Raw genomic sequence first — 18,642 nt, 5'->3', positions numbered from 1 at the left:
GGTGCGCGCAGCACACCCTACGGGCGAAACGCCGGATGGCTGCATGGCTTTCTCTCCCTTGAGAGGGCAGAAGCAACACGCACGATTCAGCCCTCGAGAAAACGCTGCGCCAGGTCCAGCTGCGAGTTGGCCAGCTGGTGCAGCTCCTGGCCGATCTGGCTGTTGCGCTGGGCCTGGCCGGCGCTGCATTCGGCCAACCCGGCGATCTGCGCGATCTGCCGGTTCACTTCCTCGGCCACCAGCCCCTGCTGTTCGATGGCCGAGGCCATCTGCAGGCTCATGCCGCTGATCTGCCCGACCGCGCCGCAGATGCATTGCAGGGCCTTGCGCACCTGCTCGACGTCCTGCCCCGACTGCTGCACCGCCAGCTCGCCCCGGCGGGCGGCGGCCAGGGCCTCGGCGCTGCCGTCACGCAGGCGCTGGATGGATTGCTGGATCTGCCCGGTGGAGTCCCGGGTGCGCGAGGCGAGGGTGCGTACTTCGTCGGCGACCACGGCGAAGCCACGCCCCGATTCACCCGCCCGCGCCGCTTCGATGGCGGCGTTGAGGGCCAGCAGGTTGGTCTGCTCGGCGATGCTCTGGATCACTGTGGCGATGCCGCTGATGGACTCGATGGATTCCGCCAGGCGGCCCACCGCCGCATCGATACCGGCCACGGTGTCGCGCATGCCGTGCATCGAACCCTGGCTCTGTTCGGCCAGGCGCTCGCCGTCGCGGGCCAGCTGGTCGACTTCCTGGGTGGCCTCGGCCGCTTCCTGCAGGTTGCGCGAGAGTTCCTGGATGGTGGCGCTCATCTGGTGGATGGCCGCTGCCGATTGCTCGGCTTCCTGCAGCTGGCGTTCGAGCTGCTCGGCGCCGCTGGCCACCAGTTGCGCCGACTCCTCGCTGCGGCTGCGGAGGATCTCGCCGTTGATGCTGATGCGCGCCATCACCGTGCGCATGCGCAGCTTCTGGCTGTTCAGCGCCATCTCGAACAGGCCGCTGGCGCCGCTGTTGCCGTAGATCGGCGCCAGCAGCGCATCGCTGTAGACCTGGGCATGGCCGCCCAAGGCGCGGTGCAGCTCACGGCGCCGGCCCGCCCATTGCTGCAGGCCGGCACCGAGCAGGAGGGCGAGCAGCACCAGGCCGAGCAGCGGGGCGACCAGGCCGCCCAGGGTGGCGCCGACCAGGGTGGCACCGAGCAGGCCGAGAAGGCCCTGCTCGGCCAGGGCCCGGCCCAGGCGCTGCGGCAGGCTCCTGGGGCCGTGGCCCTGGCGCAGGCGGCTGTAGAGGCGGGCGGCGCGACGGCTCTGGGCGGCGTCGATGGGGTGGTAGACGGTGCCCAGGGCCACCAGCTTGCCGGCGTCGAACAACGGCACCACGTAGAGGTGGCTCCAGAAGCTGCCGCCGTTCTTGCTGCGCCCCATCAGCGGGCCGCTCCAGGGGGTGCCGGCATGCAGCGTCTGCCACATGCGGGCGATGACCTGGGCGGGCATCTGCGCATGGTTGATCAGCTCGAAGCTCTGGTTCAGCAGCTCTTCGCGCGGGTAACCGCAGAGCGCCAGGTAGGCGTCGTTGCAGGCCAGCAGGCGGCCTTGCGGGTCGAGGCGCGAAATGGGCGGCTCGACGAAGGCGGGCAGGGCGGCGATCGAGGTGCCCATGCTTACCAGCCCGCGCCGCGTTCGGCCTGCATCTTGCGCACCATGGCGTCGAAGAACTTCACCGCGAAGCCGCTCTCGCGGATCAGCATGGCGGTGAGGTCGGCGCATTTCTGGCTGACGGCTTCCGGCAGCGGGTTGTCCTCGCCGCCGAGAGCGCCGGCCGCACACTGGATCTCCGCCGCGCGCTGCACCGTCCAGAGCAGGAAGAAGGCCTTGGCGATGCTGCTTTCACCCACCGCGATGCCGTGGTTGCGCAGCACCAGGATGTGCTTGTCGCCGAGGCTGTCGATCATCCGTACCTTCTCGTCATCGAACAGGGTGATGCCCTCGAAGGTGTGGTAGCCGATGCGCCCGTACAGCTGGGCGCCGTAGAAGTCGTGGTGGCCGAAGCCGGCCTTCTTCTGCACCACGGCGGAGATGGGCGTGGTGTGGGTGTGGATCAGGCAATGGATGTCGTCGCGGGCGCCGTGCACCGCGCTGTGCAGGGCGAAGCCGGCGGGGTTGGCGTCGTAGGGCGAGTCCTCCAGCTTGTGGCCGTTCAGGTCCACCTTGAGCAGGTTGGCCGGGGTCACTTCGCGGTAGTTGAGGCCGAAGGGGTTGACCAGGTAGTGGTGCGCTGGCCCCGGCAGGCGCGCGGAGATGTGGTTGAAGATGGTTTCGGTCCAGCCGAGGAAATCCACCAGGTGGTAGCAGTGGGCGAGCTGCACGCGCAGGGCCCATTCCTCGTCGCTGCAATGCTGGGGCTGGGTGGTGGCGATGGCGTTCATGGAAAGCTCCTGAGAATCAATGGCTGGCCTGGGCGCCGCGAAAGCGCGCCAGGGCGATGAGGTGGCGGGTGATGGGCATGGGCAGGTCGAGCAGTTCGGCCAGTTCCAGCACGGCGTCGCCGATGGCGGCCAGCTCCAGGGGCTGGCCCTTGTCGTGGTCCTGCAGCATCGAGGTGCGCACGGCGCCCATGCCGGCGCCGAGTTCGAGGAAGGTCTGCGGGTCGATGTCCACCCGCGCGCCATGGCCGGCGGCCACCAGCAGCGCCTCGTGCAGGGTGGCGCGGGCCAGCTCGCGCAGGCCGGGCTGGCCGTAGAGCTGTTCCAGGGTGGCGCCGCTGACCACCGACAGGGGGTTGGAGGTGAGGTTGGCGATGACCTTGGTCCACAGCGGGTCGCGGATGCGCTCGCTGGCGCGGGCCTCGATGCCGGCGTCGGCGATCACCGCGCGCAGGCGTTCCAGGCGCGGGGTCAGGCTGTTGTCCGGCTCGCCGACGATCATCAGGTGCGGGTTGCTCGACTCGGCCACCCCCGGCGCCGGGCATTGCGCGGTGATGAACACCACGCAGCCGATCACCCGGGCCAGGTCGAGGCCGTTGCTGAGCGCGCCGTCCGGGTCCACCGCCTCCACGTGGCGCCCGGCGAAGCGCCCCGGCAGGCCGTGGAAGTACCACCAAGGCACGCCGTTGACCACCGGCACCACCATCGTCTCGTCGCCCAGCAGGGGCTGGATCTGCGGCAACAGCGCGGCCAGGGCCGGGGCCTTGGTGCAGAGGAAGACCAGGTCCTGCTGCCCCAGTTCGGCGGCGTCGTCGCTGGCGTCGACCCGCACCTGGTGCGGGCCGTCGAGGTCGTGCAGGCGGATGCCGTCGCGGCGGATGGCTGCCAGGGTCTTGCCCCGGGCCAGCACCTTGACCACCTGGTCGCTGGCGGCGAAACGGGCGGCCAGGGTGCAGCCGATGGCGCCGGCACCGGCGATGCAGATACGCAGGGGAGGTTGCTTCATGGTTCGCTCCATCGAGTGGCCCGCCCGGGATCGCCGGGCTGGCTCGGGTCAACCGGCAAGCATGTCCTGATGCTTGCTGGCGAGGCCCAGGTAGGCCTCGATCACGCGGGGGTCGTCGGCCAGCTGGGCGGCGGGGCCCTGCATGGCGATCTGCCCGGTTTCCAGCACGTAGGCATAGTCGGCCACGCGCAAGGCTGCACGGGCGTTCTGCTCCACCAGGAGGATGGACACCCCTTGCTGGCGCAGCGCGGTGATGATGCGGAAGATCTCGCGGGTGATCAGCGGCGCCAGGCCCAGGCTGGGTTCGTCGAGCATCAGCAGCTTGGGCTTGGCCATCAGCGCACGGCCCACGGCGAGCATCTGCCGCTCGCCGCCGGAGAGGGTGGCGGCCAGCTGGTCGCGGCGCTCCCACAGCCGTGGGAACAGCTCATAGACCTCGGCCAGGGTGGCGGCGTGGCTGCGGTCGCCCCTGCGGTGGCGCTGGAAGGCGCCGAGCAGCAGGTTATCGGCCACGCTCATGCTGGTGAACAGCTCGCGCTTCTCCGGCACCAGGCCGAGGCCGCGGGAGACCAGCACTTCCACCTCCGGTACCGCTTCCAGGCTGCCGTCGAACTCGACCCGGCCACGGGAGCGGAGCACGCCCATGATGGCCGAGAGCAGGGTGGTCTTGCCGGCGCCGTTGGGGCCGATGACGGTGACGATCTGCCCCTGGCCAACCCGCAGGCTGGCGTTGGACAGGGCCTCCACCTTGCCGTAGGCGACGCACAGGTCGCTGACCTCCAGTACGGCGTCGGTCACCTGGTTTTCCATGGGCTTGAGGGGTTCGATCTGCATGTTCATCACTCTGCGCCTCCGAGATAGGCTTCCAGCACGGCCGGGTTCTTCTGCACCTCTTCCGGCAGGCCCTGGGCGATGCGCTGGCCGAACTCCATCACCACCACGCGGTCCACCAGGCCCATGACGAAGTCCATGTCGTGCTCCACCAGGAGGATGGCCATGCCTTCGCTGCGCAGGCGGCTGAGGAGCAGGCCGAGGGCCTCCTTCTCCTTGTGGCGCAGGCCGGCGGCGGGCTCGTCGAGCAGCAGCAGGCAAGGGTCGGCGCACAGCGCGCGGGCGATCTCGAGGATGCGTTGCTGGCCGAGGGCGAGGCTGCCGGCCTCTTCATGCAGGTAGTCGCCGAGGCCGACGCGCTCCAGTTGGCGGCGTGCTTCGGCGAGCAGGTCGGCCTCCTCGGCACGATCCAGGCGCAGGGCCGAGGCCAGCACACCCTTGCCGCCGCGCAGGTGCGCGCCGATGGCGACGTTCTCCAGCACGCTCATGCCCGGCAGCAGTTTCACGTGCTGGAAGGTGCGGCTCATGCCCATGCCGGCCACGCGGCGCGAGGCCAGGCCGTTGATGCGCTTGCCCATGAACAGCACGTCGCCGCTGCTGGGGGTGTCGACGCCGGAGAGCTGGTTGAACAGGGTGCTCTTGCCGGCGCCGTTGGGGCCGATCAGGGCGAGGATTTCCCCGGCGCGGACGTCCAGGCTCATGTCGTTGTTGGCCACCAGGCCGCCGAAGCGCCGGGTGACATGGCGCGCTTCGAGGATCACCTCGCCGTGGGCCGGGCGTTCCCGCTGCGGCAGCTCACGAGCCGGGGCCTCGGCCGCCGGCAGGCGGTGGCGGGTGCGCAGGCGGGCTGGCACCAGGCGCACCAGCAGCGGCCACAGGCCACCGGGCGCGCGCTGCATCAGCAGCACGATGAGCAGGCCGAAGACGATGGTCTCGTAGTTGCCGGTGCTGCCCAGCAGGTGCGGCAGCAGGTCCTGCAGCCACTGCTTGAGCAGGGTGAGGATGCCGCTGCCGAGCAGGGCGCCCCAGACGCTGCCGACGCCGCCGATCAGCGCCATGAACAGGTAGTCGATGCCCATGTTGAGGCCGAAGGGCGTCGGGTTGACGAAGCGCTGGGTGTGCGCATAGAGCCAGCCGGACACCGCCGCGAACACCGCCGAGATGAGGAAGATCACCAGCTTGGAGCGGAAGGTGTCGACGCCCATGGACTCGGCCATCAACTGGCCGCCCTTGAGCGCGCGGATGGCGCGGCCCTCGCGGGAATCCAGCAGGTTCTGGGTGATCAGCATGGCCAGCAGCAGGACCACCCAGATCAGGTAGAAGACCTTCTCGCCCTTGTCGAGCAGCACGCCGAACAGCGAGATCGACGGCAACCCGCTGACGCCGGTGTGGCCGCCCAGGGATTCCACCGTGCCGAACAGGTAGTACAGCGACAGGCCCCAGGCGATGGTGCCCAGGGGCAGGTAGTGGCCCGAGAGCTTGAGCGTCAGCGCGCCCAGCAGCAGGGCCACCAGGGCGGTGATGGCCACACCCACCAGCAGCGTCAGCCACGGCGATGCGCTGGCCCAGGCGAGCCAGGCCGGCAGCTGCTCGGCGGTGGTCAGGTAGGCGGTGGTGTAGGCGCCGAGGCCGACGAAGGCCGCCTGGCCGAAGCTGGTCATGCCACCGACGCCGGTGAGCAGGACCAGGCCCAGCACCACCAGGGTGTAGAGGCCGATGTAGTTGAGCAGGGTGACGTAGAAGGGCGGCAGCACCAGCGGTGCGACACCGAGCACGGCGACCAGGAGCAGGAGCAGGTGGCGCGGTTTCATTCTTCTTCCTCCACGTGACGGCTGGTGAACGAGCGCCAGAGCAGGAAGGGGATGATCAGGGTGAACACGATGATCTCTTTGTAGGTGCTGGCCCAGAACATCGAGAAGGCTTCGATCAGCCCCACCGAGAGCGCGCCGAGGGCGGCCACCGGGTAGCTCGCCAGGCCGCCGATGATGGCGCCGACGAAGCCCTTGAGGCTGATGATGAAGCCGGAGTCGAAGTAGAGCGTGGTGATGGGCGCGATGAGGATGCCCGACAGCGCGCCGATGAAGGTGGCCAGGAGGAAGGTGGCCTTGCCCGCCAGGGTCGGCGAGATGCCCATGAGCCGCGCGCCCATGCGGTTCACCGCCGTGGCCCGCAGGGCCTTGCCGTAGAGGCTGCGTTCGAAGAACAGGAACAGGCCGATGATCAGCCCCAGGGACACGGCTATCACCCACAGCGTCTGGCTGTTGAAGGTCACCGGGCCCAGTTCCAGGCCGGCTTCGGAGAAGGGCTCGGTGCGCGCGCCCTCCGGGCCGAACAGCAGCAGGGCGATGCCGACCATGGCCACGTGCACGGCGATGGAGACGATCAGCAGCACCAGGGAGCTGGCCGAGGCGATGGGCTGGAACACCAGGCGGTAGATCTGCGGGCCCAGGGGCACCACCAGGGCCAGGGTCAGCAGCGCCTGCACCGCCATGGGCAGCTCGGCCAGTGGCAGCAGGCGGATGGCCGCGACCATGGCCAGGGCGTAGGTCAGCTTGGCGAGGATGCGCTTGGGAAAGCGGAAGGCGTGGCTGGAGCGCGCGGCGTCGTACAGGTCCAGCGCGCAGTCGATCAGGGTCAGGCCCAGCAGCAGCCAGACCAGGGCGGTGGGATGGCCGGCCTGCAGGGTGGCCATGGTCAGCGCGCCATAGGTGACGAACTCGCCCTGGGGGATCAGCAGGATGCGCGTGACGGTGAAGACCAGCAGGATCGACAGGGCCAGCAGCGCGTAGATCGCGCCGTTGGTGATGCCGTCCTGGCCGAGCAGCATGGCAATCTGGAAATTCATGGTGGGAACTCTTGTTGCGGTATGGGGCGTACGGGCCGGTAGGGTGGCGCTTCAGCCCACCATCGGGCGGTGGGCTGAAGCCCACCCTACGGCGCGTTCATGCGGTCGTGCCGGGATCAGTTGCCGCGCAGCAGCGTCCAGTTGCCGTTCTTCACCTGGATCAGCTCGCGGCCACGCTCGTCGAAGCCGCTGTGGTCCTCGGGGGTCATGTTGTAGACGCCCTGGGTGGCGGCCAGCTCGTGGCTCTGCTCCAGCGCGTCACGCAGCGCTGCGCGGAACTCCGGCGTGCCCGGTGCGGCCTTGGCGGCGGCGGTGGGGATGGCGTGCTGCAGCAGCAGGCCGGCGTCGAAGGTGTTGGCGCCGAAGGTGGCCGGCTTGCTGCCGTTGAGCTTCTCGTAGGCGGCGATGTAGTCGGCGGCGACCTTCTTCGAAGGGTGGCTGTCCGGCACCTCGTCCAGCACCAGCATCAGGCTGGCGGCGAGGATGGTGCCCTCGACCTTCTTGCCGCCGAGCTTGAGGAAGTCGGGCAGGGCGGCGCCGTGGGTCTGGTACATCTGCCCGCGGTAGCCCTGGTCGAACAGGGTGGTCTGCGGCATCACCGCGGAGCTGCCGGGTGCGGCGACCAGGACCGCGTCGGGGCGCGCGGAGAGCACCTTGAGGCTCTGCCCGGTGACCGAGGTGTCCTGGCGCTGGAAGCGCTCGTTGGCGACCACCTTGATGCCGTGCTCGGCGGCCATCGCGCCCATCACCTTGGACCAGTTCTCGCCATAGGGGTCGGCGGTGCCGATGAAGCCCAGGGTTTTCACGCCCTTGGCGACCATGTTGTCCACCAGGGCCTTGGCGATCAGGTCGTCGTTCTGGGTGGTCTTGAACACCCATTTCTTCTGCTCGTTCATCGGCAGCACCACGGCGGCGGTGCCCACCGGCGCCAGCAGCGGTACGCCGGCCTCGGCGGCGAACTGGATCACGCCCATGGCGTTGGGCGAGCCGCTCGGGCCGATGATGGCGTCGACGTTCTCCTCGCTGATCAGCTTCTTCAGCGCCTTGACCGTAGCGGTCGGGTCGCTGCCGTCATCCAGGGCGATGTACTTCACCTGCTGGTCGCCCGCCTGGGTCGGCAGCAGCGGCACGCTGTTCTTCTGCGGCAGGCCCACCAGGGCGATGGGGCCGGTGGAGGAGGTGATGACGCCGACTTTGACTTCGGCCTGCGCAAGGGAGGCGCAGGCGGCGCTCAGGAGCAACGTGGACACAGCTTTCTTGAAGAGCATGACTTTCTCCGAAGAGTTGCAAGGCGATACGGGGCGGTTGTCCGACGGGTGCCGCGTGGCGGGCCCGTGGTCCTTCTTGTTGTGATGCCCGTGCGCTGCACGCTGCCGAGGGCAGGGCGGCGCCGTCGAGCCCATGGAGGGCCGAGTGGCGTGTAGGGCGATAGCAGGTTGCATGCCAGGAAAAATCGTTACCCCGTTGCGGCGCCGTCGGACAGGGGGCGTTTCGGCACGTCGTCTGTGGGGGCTGGGCGAGGGGATGGCGCCGGGGTTCCCGTGGCCACTCGCGCACCGCTGCCGATGCGCTCCGATCCCGCAGGCGACAAGGCATTGATCTGGATCAATACGGCTTCTGTAAAGCCGATTTCCTGACCCAAAAAACTCGATTTTTCAGGCTAAAAAATACCTGTTTTTTGATGGCATTTTTGGCCTGTTTTCAGGGGCTGAAAATTCTTTTTCCAAGGGGTTTGTGCAGGGTCTTTGGGCAGGGCGCGGGAACACTTTATTGAATGATTGTGTTTCTCATTAGATATATAAATTATTGAAAATAAACGATAAAAATAAGATTCATAGGTGAAATATCCATTTTTATGCCTGTTACCGAAATGCACGGAAAGGGTGCGAAGCAGAGAGAAATGCACCGAATCTACACACGGATTTATTTGCCAAAAATCAATTGACATTTCACGTAAATATTCCGATTTTAGATTTAAGCGTTCACCTGCTCAGGCAGGCAGAAGGCTTCCCTGAAAGCGCACAGCGCGAACAACTCGAATACAGGTGAAGGCATGGCGACAGTCGTCGAGAAACTGCAGCTTGGAGGGTCCGGCAGGGCCGTGATGGTGAAGGACACCATCGATATCGCCGGCTACCCGACCCGCGCTTCCAGCCGTGCGCTGGAAGAGGCGCCCGACGCCAGCCGCCATGCCGATGTGGTCCAGGCGCTGCTCGATGGCGGCTGCCGCATCACCGGCAAGACCAGCCTCCATGAACTGGCCTTCGGCACCACCGGCATCAATGCCTGGACCGGCACGCCGGACAACCCGCTTTACCCCGGGCGCATCCCCGGCGGTTCCTCCAGCGGCTCCGCCACGGCGGTGGCCGGTGGGCTCTGCGACTTCTCCCTGGGCACCGACACCGGCGGCTCGGTGCGCATCCCCGCTGCTTGCTGCGGCGTGTTCGGCCTCAAGCCCACGTTCGGTCGTGTGAGCCGCCACGGGGTGATGCCGGCGCAGTCGTCGCTGGATTGCGTGGGCCCCTTCGCCCGTGACATGGACATGCTGATCGAGGCCATGGGCCTGATCGCCCCCGACTTCGGCCCGCTGCCCTCTATAGAGGGCGTGCGCATCGGCGTGGTGCCGGTGCAGGCGCTGGACGAGGTGCAGTTCGCCGTCGATGCGGCCCTGGCCGCCGCGGATTTCCCCCTGCAGACGCTGCCCTTGCCGGGCATGCGCGCCGCCTATGACGCCGGCCTCACGGTGATCAACCGCGAGACCTGGAACGCCTGCCAGCACCTGCTGGCCAGCGGCAAGGTCGGCGCCGATATCGCCGGCCGCCTGGAAGCCGCCGGCGCCACCACCGACGAGGCGCTGGCCGCAGCCGAAGCCTGCCGCGTGGCCTTTACCGCCGAGGTGGACGCGGCCCTGGCGCAGTGCCCGATTCTCGCCATGCCGACCATGCCCGACTACCCGCTGCTGACGGCGGATGCCGCCGACACCCGCGCGGTGATCGGCATGACCGCCTTCGTGCGGCCCTTCAATCTCACCGGCCACCCGGCACTGAGCATCCCCCTGGTGGGTGCCTCGAAGCTGCCGGTGGGCCTGCAACTGATCGCCGCCAAGGGCGCGGACGAACTGCTTTGCGCAGTCGCCCGCGAACTGGTGCGACGCCTGGAGCCTTAACCCCATGCCAACCCTGGAGCACACCATGTCTGCGCTAAGCGAGCTGGACTACCAGCGCCCCGTGTCGATCACCGCCAACGACGCGTTCCAGGCGCTGCTCGCCGAGATCCGCGAGCGCGCCCGGAGCGAGGAATTCGACCGGCAGAAATACATCTCCCAGGACATCATCGAGCGCTTCAAGGCGTTGGGCGTGTACCGCGCCCTGGTGCCCAAGCGCTTCGGTGGCGATGAGCGCTCGCCCATCGAGTTCTGCCAGATGATCGAAGACATCTCCATCGCCGACGGCTCCGCCGGCTGGGTGGCGAGCTTCGGCATGAACCCGGTGTACCTGGCCTCGCTGCCCCTGGCGACCCTGGAAAAGGTCTACGCCAACGGCCCGGACGTGGTCTTCGCCGGCGGCATCTTCCCGCCGCAACCGGCCACCTTCGTCGAGGGCGGGCTTGAAGTGAACGGCCGCTGGAAGTTCTCCAGCGGCTGCATGGGCGCCTCGCTGATCGGCGTCGGCATTGCCCCGAAGAACGGCGAGATGCTCGGCCTGCCGCGCCTGGCGGTGATGCCGCGAGAAAAAGTGAAGATCGAGGAAACCTGGGACGTGGTGGGCCTGATCGGCACCGGCAGCCACGACGTGGTGATCGACGGCGTGGTGGTGCCCGAGGACTGGACCTTCGTCCGCGGCGGCCCGGCCAACCTCGATGAGCCGATGTTCCGCTACCCGTCGCTGTCCTTCGCCACCCAGGTGCTGTCCGTGGTCGGGCTGGGCGTCGCCCGCGCCGCGCTGGACTACCTCAGCGGCATGGCCAGCGGCCGTTTCTCGGTGACCGGCGCCCCGGCGCTCTCCGACCGCCCCCTGGCGCAGATGCAGGTGGCCAAGGCCGAAGCCGAGCTGCGTGCCGCCCGCGCCTGGTTCTACGAGGCGATGGAAAGCGCCTGGGCCAGCATCCTCGCCGGCGACGCGGTGTCGGTGGAGCAGACCAACCTGCTGCGCCTGTCCTCGACCCACGCGACCCGTGTTTCCGCCGACGTGGCGCGCAGCGCGCAGATGCTTTCCGGCATGAGCGGCGTGTACCGCGAGAACCCGCTGTCGCGCTTCGTCAACGACACCCTGGTGATCACCCAGCACGCCTTCATGGGTGACATGACCTACCAGAACGCCGGCGCGATCTTCTTCGGCAACAAGCCGCTGCCCGGCTACCTGTGAATTCCAACTGACTGATCGGTGATTGTGATGAGCGAGAAAAAAGCCCTGCGTGTGTTGTTCTGCATGGGAATCAACCAGAACTTCTTCGACGCCCCACGCGAAGAGCAGCTGGAAGTCTGGGCCGCGTTCAGCGCCATGTGGAACGGCATCCATGACCTGCCCGGCGTGACCGTGTTCGGCAACATGGACGACGACCAGAGCATGGTCGGCCCGTCTACCGGCTACCCCTGGACCACCTACCTGCTGGCCGACGTGCCGGACATCGAAACGGTGCACGCCGCCTGCAACCTGTTCCGCACCACCGCCGTGGGCACCGGCCCCTACAAGCTGTGGCGCTATTGCAAGGTCGAGGCCCGCACCGGCCGCGAACTGATCATCCAGCGCGCGTGACCGCCATGTCGACCGAAGCGCTCGAGGCGCGCCTGCACCGGCTGGAAAGCGAGAACGCCATACGCGCCTGCATGAACCGCTACATGGTGCTGTGCGACGCGCTGGACGCCCGCACCCCGCTCGACGAGCTGGCCGGGCTGTTCACCCACGATGCGCTGTGGGAGGGCAAGGGCGCCAAGTACGCCAAGAGCTTCGGCGGCTACCGCGGGCGCGAGGCCATCGCCGCCATGTTCGCCACCTACATGGTGGAGCCGGCGCACTTCGCCCTGAACGTGCACTTCCTCTGTTCGGAACTGATCCGCGTGGAGGGCGGCGTAGCGATCGGCAGCTGGGTGATGTTGCAGACCTCCACCTTCGCCAGCGGCGCCTCGCACCTCAATGCGGCGCGCCTGACGGTGGAGTTCCGCGAGGAGGAGGGCGCCTGGCGCATGGCGCACTTCCAGACCGAGAACCTGTTTAGCCGCCCGGTGGATACCTGGAACAGCGCCGCGCACCTGCCGGTGCCGGGCAAGAACCAACAAACGTAGGGTGGGCTTCAGCCCACCACAGAAGGGCCAGACGTGGGCTGAAGCCCACCCTACAAAGATCGCGCCGACCGGAAGCTCCGACTTACGGGCACGGCGAGAAAAATCAAGTCGGCACCCAGCGCCGACGAGGAGTGATCGTGACCAACCTGATCGAAACCGTGAACCTGGCCGCCACCCCGGCCGACCTGGTGCAGCACGACCGCGTGCACACCTCGCTCTACACCGACGGGCGCATCTTCGACGACGAGCTGGAGAAGGTGTTCTACAGCACCTGGATCTGGGTCGCCCACGCCAGCGAGATCCCCGATAACGGCAGCTACAAGAGCACCTATATCGGCAAGCAGCCGGTGATCGTAGTACGTGACCGCAAGAAGGACGTGCACGTGCTGCTCAACCGCTGCCGCCACCGTGGCGCCACCGTCTGCGAGCACAAGAAGGGCAAGGCCAACAGCTTCGTCTGCCCCTACCACGGCTGGAGCTACGGCCTGGACGGCAGCCTGCGCGGCGTGCCGCACCCGGAGAGCTACGCCGATTGCCTGGACAAGGGCGAGCTGCCCCTGGTGAGCCTGCGCGTCGAGCAGTACAACGGCATGATCTTCGCCACCTTCAAGGACGACATCGAGCCGCTGGTGGACTTCCTCGGCCCGGCGAAGAAATGGATCGACCTGTTCATGAAGCAGGGCGCCGGCTACGGCGTGAAGGTGTCTGGCGAGCATCGCTTCCGCTTCCCCGGCAACTGGAAGATCCAGCTGGAGAACACCACCGACGCCTACCACTTCCCGCTGGTGCACAAGTCGTTCCTGTCCTCGGTGGACGAACAGACCCTGGAACTCTTCGACTTCGTGAAAGGCCCGGGCTATGTCGAAGACCTGGGCAACGGCCACAGCGTGATGGTGATGATCCCCGACCTGATCGACCTCGAAGCCGATCTCGACAAGCCCATCCCCGAGCGCTTCGAGGCCCTGGCCGAGGAGCTGCGCGGCGAAGGCATCGACGAGCAGCAGGTGCGCCGTATCGTCCGTGCCGTGGGCGGCTCGGGCTTCAACCTCAACCTGTTCCCCAACGTTGCCTGCTCCATGGCCTTTTTCCGCGTGCTGCAGCCGATCTCGGTGAACGAGACCGAGATCCACCACGCGGTGATCACCATGGACGGCGGCCCGGCCGTGGCCAACCGCTACCGCCTGCGCCTGCACGAGCACTTCCAGGGCCCCATGGGCTTCGGCACCCCGGACGACTCCGAAGCCTGGGAGCGCGTGCAGAAGGGCGCCCAGGCCGGCAGCGACCTGTGGATCATGCTCAACCGCGGCCTGCCGGGCGAGAAGCCCAGCGAGGACGGGCTGGTCAGCGACGTGAGCGCCGAAACCGGCATGCGCGCGGCCTACCAGCAGTGGAAAAAGATGATGTCGGCCTAGGGCCGACAGCACGTGCCTGTGGGCGCGAGCTCTGCTCGCGAACATAGGTGCCACAGAAGCTTCGCGAGCAGAGCTCGCTCCTACGCTGCTCGACGCACTACTTGAGAGACCGATCATGAACCTTGAATTGCTCAACCACGTCAGCGCCTTCATCTGGCAGGAAGCGGACATGCTCGACCACGGCGAGTTCGACGCCTGGCTGGACCTCTGGGCCGATAAGGGCACCTACATCATCCCGATCGACCCCAACGAGACCGATTTCGAGAACACCCTCAACTACGCCTACGACGACCACCACATGCGTCAGTTGCGGGTGAAGCGCCTGATCGGTGGCGAGTCCATCTCCACCAGCCCGCGCGCCCGCACTGTGCGTGCCCTGTCGCGCTTCCGCGTGCTGGGCGAGGAGGGTGGCGTGGTCACCGTGCGCTGCGCGCAGAACCTGCGGGAATTCCGCAAGGACGTGCTCAAGCACTACACCGCCGACATCACCTTCGAGCTCCAGCGCGAAGGCGAGGGCTTCCGCATCCAGCGCAAGCTGATCCAACTCATCAACTCGACCGATACCCTTGCCGGTATCGGCTACATCCTCTGAGGGTCTGCCCATGAGCTGCTGCGCGTCGGCGATACGGCGTCATCAAGGGCTTCGGGATGCTCATCTACAGCCCGTAGACTCCGCTCCCTCAGCCCTCTCTTCCTTGTCTCGCTCTAGCTCGCGAGCTCATGAACAGACCCTGGGGAGCTTGAAATGACCCAGATCGCACTGGTAACCGGCGCCGCCCAGGGCTTGGGCTTCGCCATCGCCGGCCGGCTGTTCGCCGCCGGGCATTCGGTGGTGATCACCGACCTGTCGCTGGAGCGTGCCCAGGCCGCTGCTGACCGTCTCGATCCGAGCGGTGCGCGCAGCCTGGCGCTGAAACTGGACGTGGCCAGCAAGGCCGACTTCGAGGCCGCCCTGGCGGCGACCCTGGAGCGCTTCGGTGCGCTGCATGCGGTGGTCAACAACGCCGCCATGACCCTGACCACGCCTGTGATGCAGATCAGCCCCGAGGAGTTCGACCGGGTGCTGAGCCTCAACACCCGCAGCGTGTTCGTCGGTTGCCAGGTGTTCGGTGCGCACATGGCGGCGGCCGGCTACGGGCGCATCGTCAACCTGGCGTCCCTGGCCGGGCAGAACGGCGGCACCGCCACCGGTGCGCATTACGCGGCCTCCAAGGGCGCCATCGTCACCCTGACCAAGGTCTTCGCCAAGGAGCTGGCGGCCAGCGGCGTCACCGTCAACGCCATCGCCCCGGGGCCCATCGAGTCCCCGGCGGTGCGCGCGGCGATCCCGCCGGAGCGCATGGAGGGGCTGCTGGCCAACATCCCGGTCAAGCGCCTGGGCGATGCGGACTTCCTCGGCGACCTGATCGTGCAGCTGACGCGGCCGGAAGCCTATTTCACCACCGGTGCCACCTGGGATGTGAACGGCGGCCTGTACATGCGCTGAGCGACACCGAACAACGATGCGACGGCCGCTGAACGGCCGCCTTCTTTCCATGACGTGCAATGCGGGTGAACCCGAGATGACAGAACAACTCCTCAAGGTCGTGGTGCACAAGCGCCAGTTGCAGGGCGACGGCGTCGTCGTCCTCGATCTGCTGCCGGTCGGCGGCGCGACGCTTCCCGCCTTCGAAGCCGGCGCCCATGTGGACATCCACGTCGCCCCCGGCCTGGTGCGTCAGTATTCGCTGTGCAGCGACCCCGCCGACTCCAGCCTCTATCGCCTCGGCGTGCTCAAGGACCCGGCCTCCCGCGGCGGCTCCCTGGGCGTGCACGACAGCCTGCTGGAAGGGGCCGAGGTGGAGATCAGCGCGCCGCGCAACCTGTTCCCGCTGGCCGCCGATGCGAAGCGTTCGATCCTGATCGGCGGCGGCATCGGCATCACCCCGATGATCGCCATGGCCCATGCACTGCAGGCCGCCGGCAGCGACTTCGAGCTGCACTACTGCGGCCGTTCGCGTGGCCGCACCGCCTTCCTCGACGAGCTGGCCGCCGCGCCCTTCGCCGGTCGCGTCAGCACCCATTTCGACGACGAGCCGGCACAGAAACTCGACCTGCCCCGCGTGCTGGGCGCGCCCCAGGCGGATGTGCACGTCTACGTCTGCGGCCCGGCCGGCTTCATGGACTGGGTGATAGGCGAAGCGCGCAGCGCCGGCTACGCCGAGGCCAACATCCACCGCGAGTACTTCCAGGTCGAGGTCGACGCCAGCGGCGCGGGCTTCGAAGTGGTGGCCGCGCGCAGCGGCAAGACGGTGCAGGTGGCCGAGGGCCAGAGCATCCTCGACGCGCTGGCGGGCGTGGGCATCAAGATCGAGATTTCCTGCGAGCAGGGCGTCTGCGGCACCTGCCTGTGCGATGTGCTGGAGGGCGAGCCGGATCACCGCGACGTCTACCTGACCGACGACGAGAAGGCCGCCAACGACCAGATCCTGGTCTGTTGCTCGCGCGCCAAGAGCTCGAAGCTGGTCCTGGATATCTGAACACCGGAGGGCACTACCATGGTCGATACCACGGGATTTCGTAACGCAATGGCGCTGCTGGGCGGCGCCGTTTCGGTCATCACCACCAATGGCACCGCCGGGCGTTTCGGCTTCACCGCCTCGGCGGTGTGCAGCGTCACCGACCAGCCGCCCACGCTGCTGGTGTGCATGAACCGCTCCTCGTATTCCAACGTGCATTTCAAGAGCAACGGCGTGCTCGGCGTGAACGTGCTGACCGCCGAGCTGAAGGACATCTCGGCGGTGTTCGCCAACCGCGAGCTGGACTCCGACCAGCGCTTCGCTGCCGCCAGCTGGCACACCCTGGAAAGCGGCGCGCCGCTGCTGGACGAGGCCCTGGTGAGCTTCGATTGCCGCATCGCCCAGGCCCATGAAGTGGGCTCGCACACCATCTTCTACTGCGAGGTGCTGGGCATCCGCCACGGCGAGAACCAGGAAGGCCTGGTGTATTTCAACCGCGCCTATCACCGCCTCGGCGATGCCTCCAAGGCAGCCTGCTGATAACGCTTCAAGGCCGGGGAAGAGCAACGTCCCGGTGTAGAAAGTTTCGGTGTTTATCACCGGAAACTTTGCGAGTCATTCCCGCGCAAAGTCTGCTGTATGAAACACATAACAATAAAGGAGGGTGCCCGTTACTGACGTTCGGGTAATGGGTCTGTTTCGCCTTTTTGCAGTAAGTGGTCATAAAAACAACACTGCGGATTAACTGCCTGCGTTTGCTGATTTGCCAATTAATCTGCTCCCACTCTAGTGCCTTGCACATGTATTAAAGGAACATCCCATGTTTCAGAAAAGCTGGCTGGCCCGCGGCGTTGCTGCCGCGAGCCTGATGGGTGCGCTCGCGCCGATTACCGCCCAGGCGGACTTTCTCGATGATCGGCAAGTGAGCCTCGGCTTGCGCAACTTCTATATCGACCGTGATTACAAACAGAGCGATGCACCGAAGTCGCGTATTGGCAGTTGGACCCAGGGTTTCGACTTCCGCGCCATTTCCGGTTACACCGAAGGCCCCATCCAGTTCGGCCTCGATCTTTCCGCGCAATATGCCTATCGCCTGGATGGCGGCGGTGGCCGTGGCCCGGACAGCATCATTCCCTACGACGACAGCAAGGGCGAGCAGGTGCGTGACTACGGTCGCGCCGCGCTGACCGCCAAGGTCAAGTACTCCAAGACCGAGCTGAAGATCGGCGAGCACCGGCCGATGCTGCCGGTGGCCTTCATGGACGACTCGCGGCAATTGGTCACCACCTACCACGGCTTCCTGGTCGAGTCCCGCGAGATCGACAAGCTCACCCTCACCGGCGGGCGCTTCACCGAGATCAGCGGGCGCGAATCCTCCGACCGGGAGAAGATGTACCTGTTCAACGGCCCGGACATCAAACGCCGCAGCGATGGCCTCAACTTCGGCGGCGCCACCTACGCTTTCAGCCCGGCGCTCTCGGCCACCTACTTCTACGGTCAGCTGGAGGACATCTACGAGCAGCAATACGGCGGCCTGACCTACAACGCCGACCTGGGGGGCGGCTTCGGTCTGAAGACCGACCTGCGCTACTTCGACAACAAGGAAGACGGCAAGGCGCTCTACGGCGACATCGACAACCGCTCCTACGGCGCCATGACCACCCTGCGCAAGGGCGCCCACGCCATCGGCGTCGGCTACCAGCGCATGCTCGGCGACAGCACCTTCCCCACGCTCAACGGCTACGCCCCGCAGCCGTACCTGGTGAACTGGTCCACCGTGGCCTTCGTCAAGCCCAACGAAAGCTCCTGGCAGCTGCGCTACGACCTGGACTTCGCCAGCTACGGCGCGCCCGGCCTCAAGCTGATGACCCGCTACATGCGCGGCACCGGCATCGATCGCGGCAACAACGCCCTGGACGAGAACGTCGAGAGCGAGCGCAACATCTTCCTCAGCTACGTGGTGCAGAGCGGCCCGCTCAAGGGTGTCGGCTTCGAGTGGCGCAACATCGACGTCAAGACCCGCTACGGCAACGGCGCGGCCTCGGGGGCGGACTACAAGGAGAACCGCCTGATCACCACCTACACCTTCAAGTTCTGAGCAGCAGGGCATGAAGGGCCGGCCCGGTGTTGCCGCTTCCTGCAAAAGCTGGAAGCGCACTGCCGGGCCGGATCAAATCTGTAGGGGCGAATTCATTCGCCAAGGGTCGCGGAGCGGCCCCGACACAGCATGGGTGATGAGCCCCTTGAAGGCGCTTCGCGAGCAGAGCTCGCTCCTACGGACCGTGCGGGCGATGAGCCCGCGTCCTGTACCCACCCCTTTGTTTTCACCTCGGCCCGGCCACTCCTTTGCGGGCCTTTTTTATTG

At 66.9% G+C, this 18,642-nt stretch carries 17 protein-coding genes and 1 pseudogene; 10 read left to right on the top strand and 8 right to left on the bottom strand.

Annotated features, from left to right (window positions below; genetic code table 11):
- Positions 1-86 precede the first annotated feature (86 nt).
- The 8 genes and pseudogenes from OEJ36_RS26215 to OEJ36_RS26185 form a co-directional block, all read right to left on the bottom strand.
- A complete protein-coding gene (locus tag OEJ36_RS26215) occupies positions 87-1,331 on the bottom strand; it encodes a methyl-accepting chemotaxis protein (RefSeq protein WP_411861057.1) in 1,245 nt (414 codons plus the stop codon).
- Positions 1,314-1,640 (bottom strand): annotated as a pseudogene (locus OEJ36_RS30740) (PAS domain-containing protein); the annotation flags it as partial. The pseudogene OEJ36_RS30740 and the gene OEJ36_RS26215, both read right to left, overlap by 18 nt.
- Before the next feature lie 2 nt (positions 1,641-1,642).
- Positions 1,643-2,407, bottom strand: coding sequence for a class II aldolase/adducin family protein (locus OEJ36_RS26210; RefSeq protein WP_263404004.1), 765 nt, complete (start codon positions 2,405-2,407; stop codon positions 1,643-1,645).
- Between the two features lie 16 nt (positions 2,408-2,423).
- Positions 2,424-3,410 carry a ketopantoate reductase family protein gene (locus OEJ36_RS26205; RefSeq protein ID WP_263404003.1) on the bottom strand — a complete coding sequence of 329 codons (987 nt, stop codon included), beginning with the start codon at positions 3,408-3,410 and terminating at the stop codon, positions 2,424-2,426.
- A 48-nt stretch (positions 3,411-3,458) separates the two neighbouring features.
- A complete protein-coding gene (locus tag OEJ36_RS26200; RefSeq protein WP_411861056.1) occupies positions 3,459-4,244 on the bottom strand; it encodes an ABC transporter ATP-binding protein in 786 nt (261 codons plus the stop codon).
- Between the two features lie 5 nt (positions 4,245-4,249).
- Positions 4,250-6,052, bottom strand: a complete 1,803-nt coding sequence (locus OEJ36_RS26195; protein WP_263404001.1) for an ABC transporter permease subunit — start codon at positions 6,050-6,052, stop codon at positions 4,250-4,252.
- Positions 6,049-7,086 (bottom strand): branched-chain amino acid ABC transporter permease, encoded by a 1,038-nt coding sequence (locus OEJ36_RS26190; RefSeq protein WP_263404000.1) that lies wholly within the window; start codon positions 7,084-7,086, stop codon positions 6,049-6,051. Before OEJ36_RS26190 ends, OEJ36_RS26195 begins: the two co-directional genes overlap by 4 nt.
- A gap of 116 nt (positions 7,087-7,202) precedes the next feature.
- A complete protein-coding gene (locus OEJ36_RS26185) occupies positions 7,203-8,354 on the bottom strand; it encodes an ABC transporter substrate-binding protein (RefSeq protein WP_263403999.1) in 1,152 nt (383 codons plus the stop codon).
- A gap of 785 nt (positions 8,355-9,139) precedes the next feature.
- On the opposite strand from OEJ36_RS26185, the gene OEJ36_RS26180 reads away from it, so the two are divergent.
- From OEJ36_RS26180 to OEJ36_RS26135, 10 genes are all read left to right on the top strand, one after another.
- Positions 9,140-10,252: an amidase gene (locus OEJ36_RS26180; protein WP_263403998.1), complete on the top strand. Its 1,113-nt coding sequence runs from the start codon at positions 9,140-9,142 to the stop codon at positions 10,250-10,252.
- A 25-nt stretch (positions 10,253-10,277) separates the two neighbouring features.
- Positions 10,278-11,450 carry an acyl-CoA dehydrogenase family protein gene (locus OEJ36_RS26175; protein WP_263403997.1) on the top strand — a complete coding sequence of 391 codons (1,173 nt, stop codon included), beginning with the start codon at positions 10,278-10,280 and terminating at the stop codon, positions 11,448-11,450.
- Between the two features lie 27 nt (positions 11,451-11,477).
- Complete coding sequence (locus tag OEJ36_RS26170) at positions 11,478-11,840, top strand: hypothetical protein (protein WP_021217328.1); 363 nt, start codon at positions 11,478-11,480, stop codon at positions 11,838-11,840.
- Positions 11,841-11,845: 5 nt separating this feature from the next.
- The gene (locus OEJ36_RS26165) at positions 11,846-12,367 is read left to right on the top strand and encodes a nuclear transport factor 2 family protein (protein WP_184489126.1); all 522 of its coding nucleotides are present in this window, start codon (positions 11,846-11,848) and stop codon (positions 12,365-12,367) included.
- 137 nt (positions 12,368-12,504) lie between these two features.
- Positions 12,505-13,779 (top strand): aromatic ring-hydroxylating oxygenase subunit alpha, encoded by a 1,275-nt coding sequence (locus tag OEJ36_RS26160; protein ID WP_263403996.1) that lies wholly within the window; start codon positions 12,505-12,507, stop codon positions 13,777-13,779.
- Positions 13,780-13,894: 115 nt separating this feature from the next.
- Entirely contained in the window at positions 13,895-14,371 is a 477-nt protein-coding gene (locus OEJ36_RS26155; RefSeq protein ID WP_043244749.1) for an aromatic-ring-hydroxylating dioxygenase subunit beta, read from the top strand.
- Between the two features lie 153 nt (positions 14,372-14,524).
- Positions 14,525-15,265, top strand: coding sequence for an SDR family NAD(P)-dependent oxidoreductase (locus OEJ36_RS26150; protein ID WP_263403995.1), 741 nt, complete (start codon positions 14,525-14,527; stop codon positions 15,263-15,265).
- Positions 15,266-15,341: 76 nt separating this feature from the next.
- Positions 15,342-16,298: a PDR/VanB family oxidoreductase gene (locus OEJ36_RS26145; protein ID WP_263403994.1), complete on the top strand. Its 957-nt coding sequence runs from the start codon at positions 15,342-15,344 to the stop codon at positions 16,296-16,298.
- An 18-nt stretch (positions 16,299-16,316) separates the two neighbouring features.
- Positions 16,317-16,817 (top strand): flavin reductase, encoded by a 501-nt coding sequence (locus OEJ36_RS26140; protein WP_031286976.1) that lies wholly within the window; start codon positions 16,317-16,319, stop codon positions 16,815-16,817.
- Between the two features lie 280 nt (positions 16,818-17,097).
- A complete protein-coding gene (locus OEJ36_RS26135) occupies positions 17,098-18,375 on the top strand; it encodes an OprD family porin (protein ID WP_263403993.1) in 1,278 nt (425 codons plus the stop codon).
- The last annotated feature ends 267 nt before the right edge of the window (positions 18,376-18,642 follow it).

The organism is Pseudomonas sp. PDM13 (genome assembly GCF_025685765.1).
GTDB classification, from domain to species: Bacteria; Pseudomonadota; Gammaproteobacteria; order Pseudomonadales; family Pseudomonadaceae; genus Metapseudomonas; species Metapseudomonas solani.
The sequence above is the reverse complement of the archived record's forward strand: the minus strand, read 5'-3'. Positions and strand labels throughout refer to the sequence as shown.

Excerpts from the sequence above, each read along its gene's own strand:
- OEJ36_RS26180 (WP_263403998.1), top strand. The coding sequence starts at position 9,140 with ATGGCGACAGTCGTCGAGAAACTGCAGCTTGGAGGGTCCGGCAGGGCC.
- OEJ36_RS26205 (WP_263404003.1), bottom strand. The coding sequence starts at position 3,410 with ATGAAGCAACCTCCCCTGCGTATCTGCATCGCCGGTGCCGGCGCCATC.
- OEJ36_RS26175 (WP_263403997.1), top strand. The coding sequence starts at position 10,278 with ATGTCTGCGCTAAGCGAGCTGGACTACCAGCGCCCCGTGTCGATCACC.
- OEJ36_RS26140 (WP_031286976.1), top strand. The coding sequence starts at position 16,317 with ATGGTCGATACCACGGGATTTCGTAACGCAATGGCGCTGCTGGGCGGC.
- OEJ36_RS26155 (WP_043244749.1), top strand. The coding sequence starts at position 13,895 with ATGAACCTTGAATTGCTCAACCACGTCAGCGCCTTCATCTGGCAGGAA.
- OEJ36_RS26190 (WP_263404000.1), bottom strand. The coding sequence starts at position 7,086 with ATGAATTTCCAGATTGCCATGCTGCTCGGCCAGGACGGCATCACCAAC.
- OEJ36_RS26135 (WP_263403993.1), top strand. The coding sequence starts at position 17,098 with ATGTTTCAGAAAAGCTGGCTGGCCCGCGGCGTTGCTGCCGCGAGCCTG.
- OEJ36_RS26200 (WP_411861056.1), bottom strand. The coding sequence starts at position 4,244 with ATGCAGATCGAACCCCTCAAGCCCATGGAAAACCAGGTGACCGACGCC.
- OEJ36_RS26210 (WP_263404004.1), bottom strand. The coding sequence starts at position 2,407 with ATGAACGCCATCGCCACCACCCAGCCCCAGCATTGCAGCGACGAGGAA.
- OEJ36_RS26145 (WP_263403994.1), top strand. The coding sequence starts at position 15,342 with ATGACAGAACAACTCCTCAAGGTCGTGGTGCACAAGCGCCAGTTGCAG.
- OEJ36_RS26150 (WP_263403995.1), top strand. The coding sequence starts at position 14,525 with ATGACCCAGATCGCACTGGTAACCGGCGCCGCCCAGGGCTTGGGCTTC.
- OEJ36_RS26195 (WP_263404001.1), bottom strand. The coding sequence starts at position 6,052 with ATGAAACCGCGCCACCTGCTCCTGCTCCTGGTCGCCGTGCTCGGTGTC.
- OEJ36_RS26185 (WP_263403999.1), bottom strand. The coding sequence starts at position 8,354 with ATGCTCTTCAAGAAAGCTGTGTCCACGTTGCTCCTGAGCGCCGCCTGC.
- OEJ36_RS26165 (WP_184489126.1), top strand. The coding sequence starts at position 11,846 with ATGTCGACCGAAGCGCTCGAGGCGCGCCTGCACCGGCTGGAAAGCGAG.
- OEJ36_RS26170 (WP_021217328.1), top strand. The coding sequence starts at position 11,478 with ATGAGCGAGAAAAAAGCCCTGCGTGTGTTGTTCTGCATGGGAATCAAC.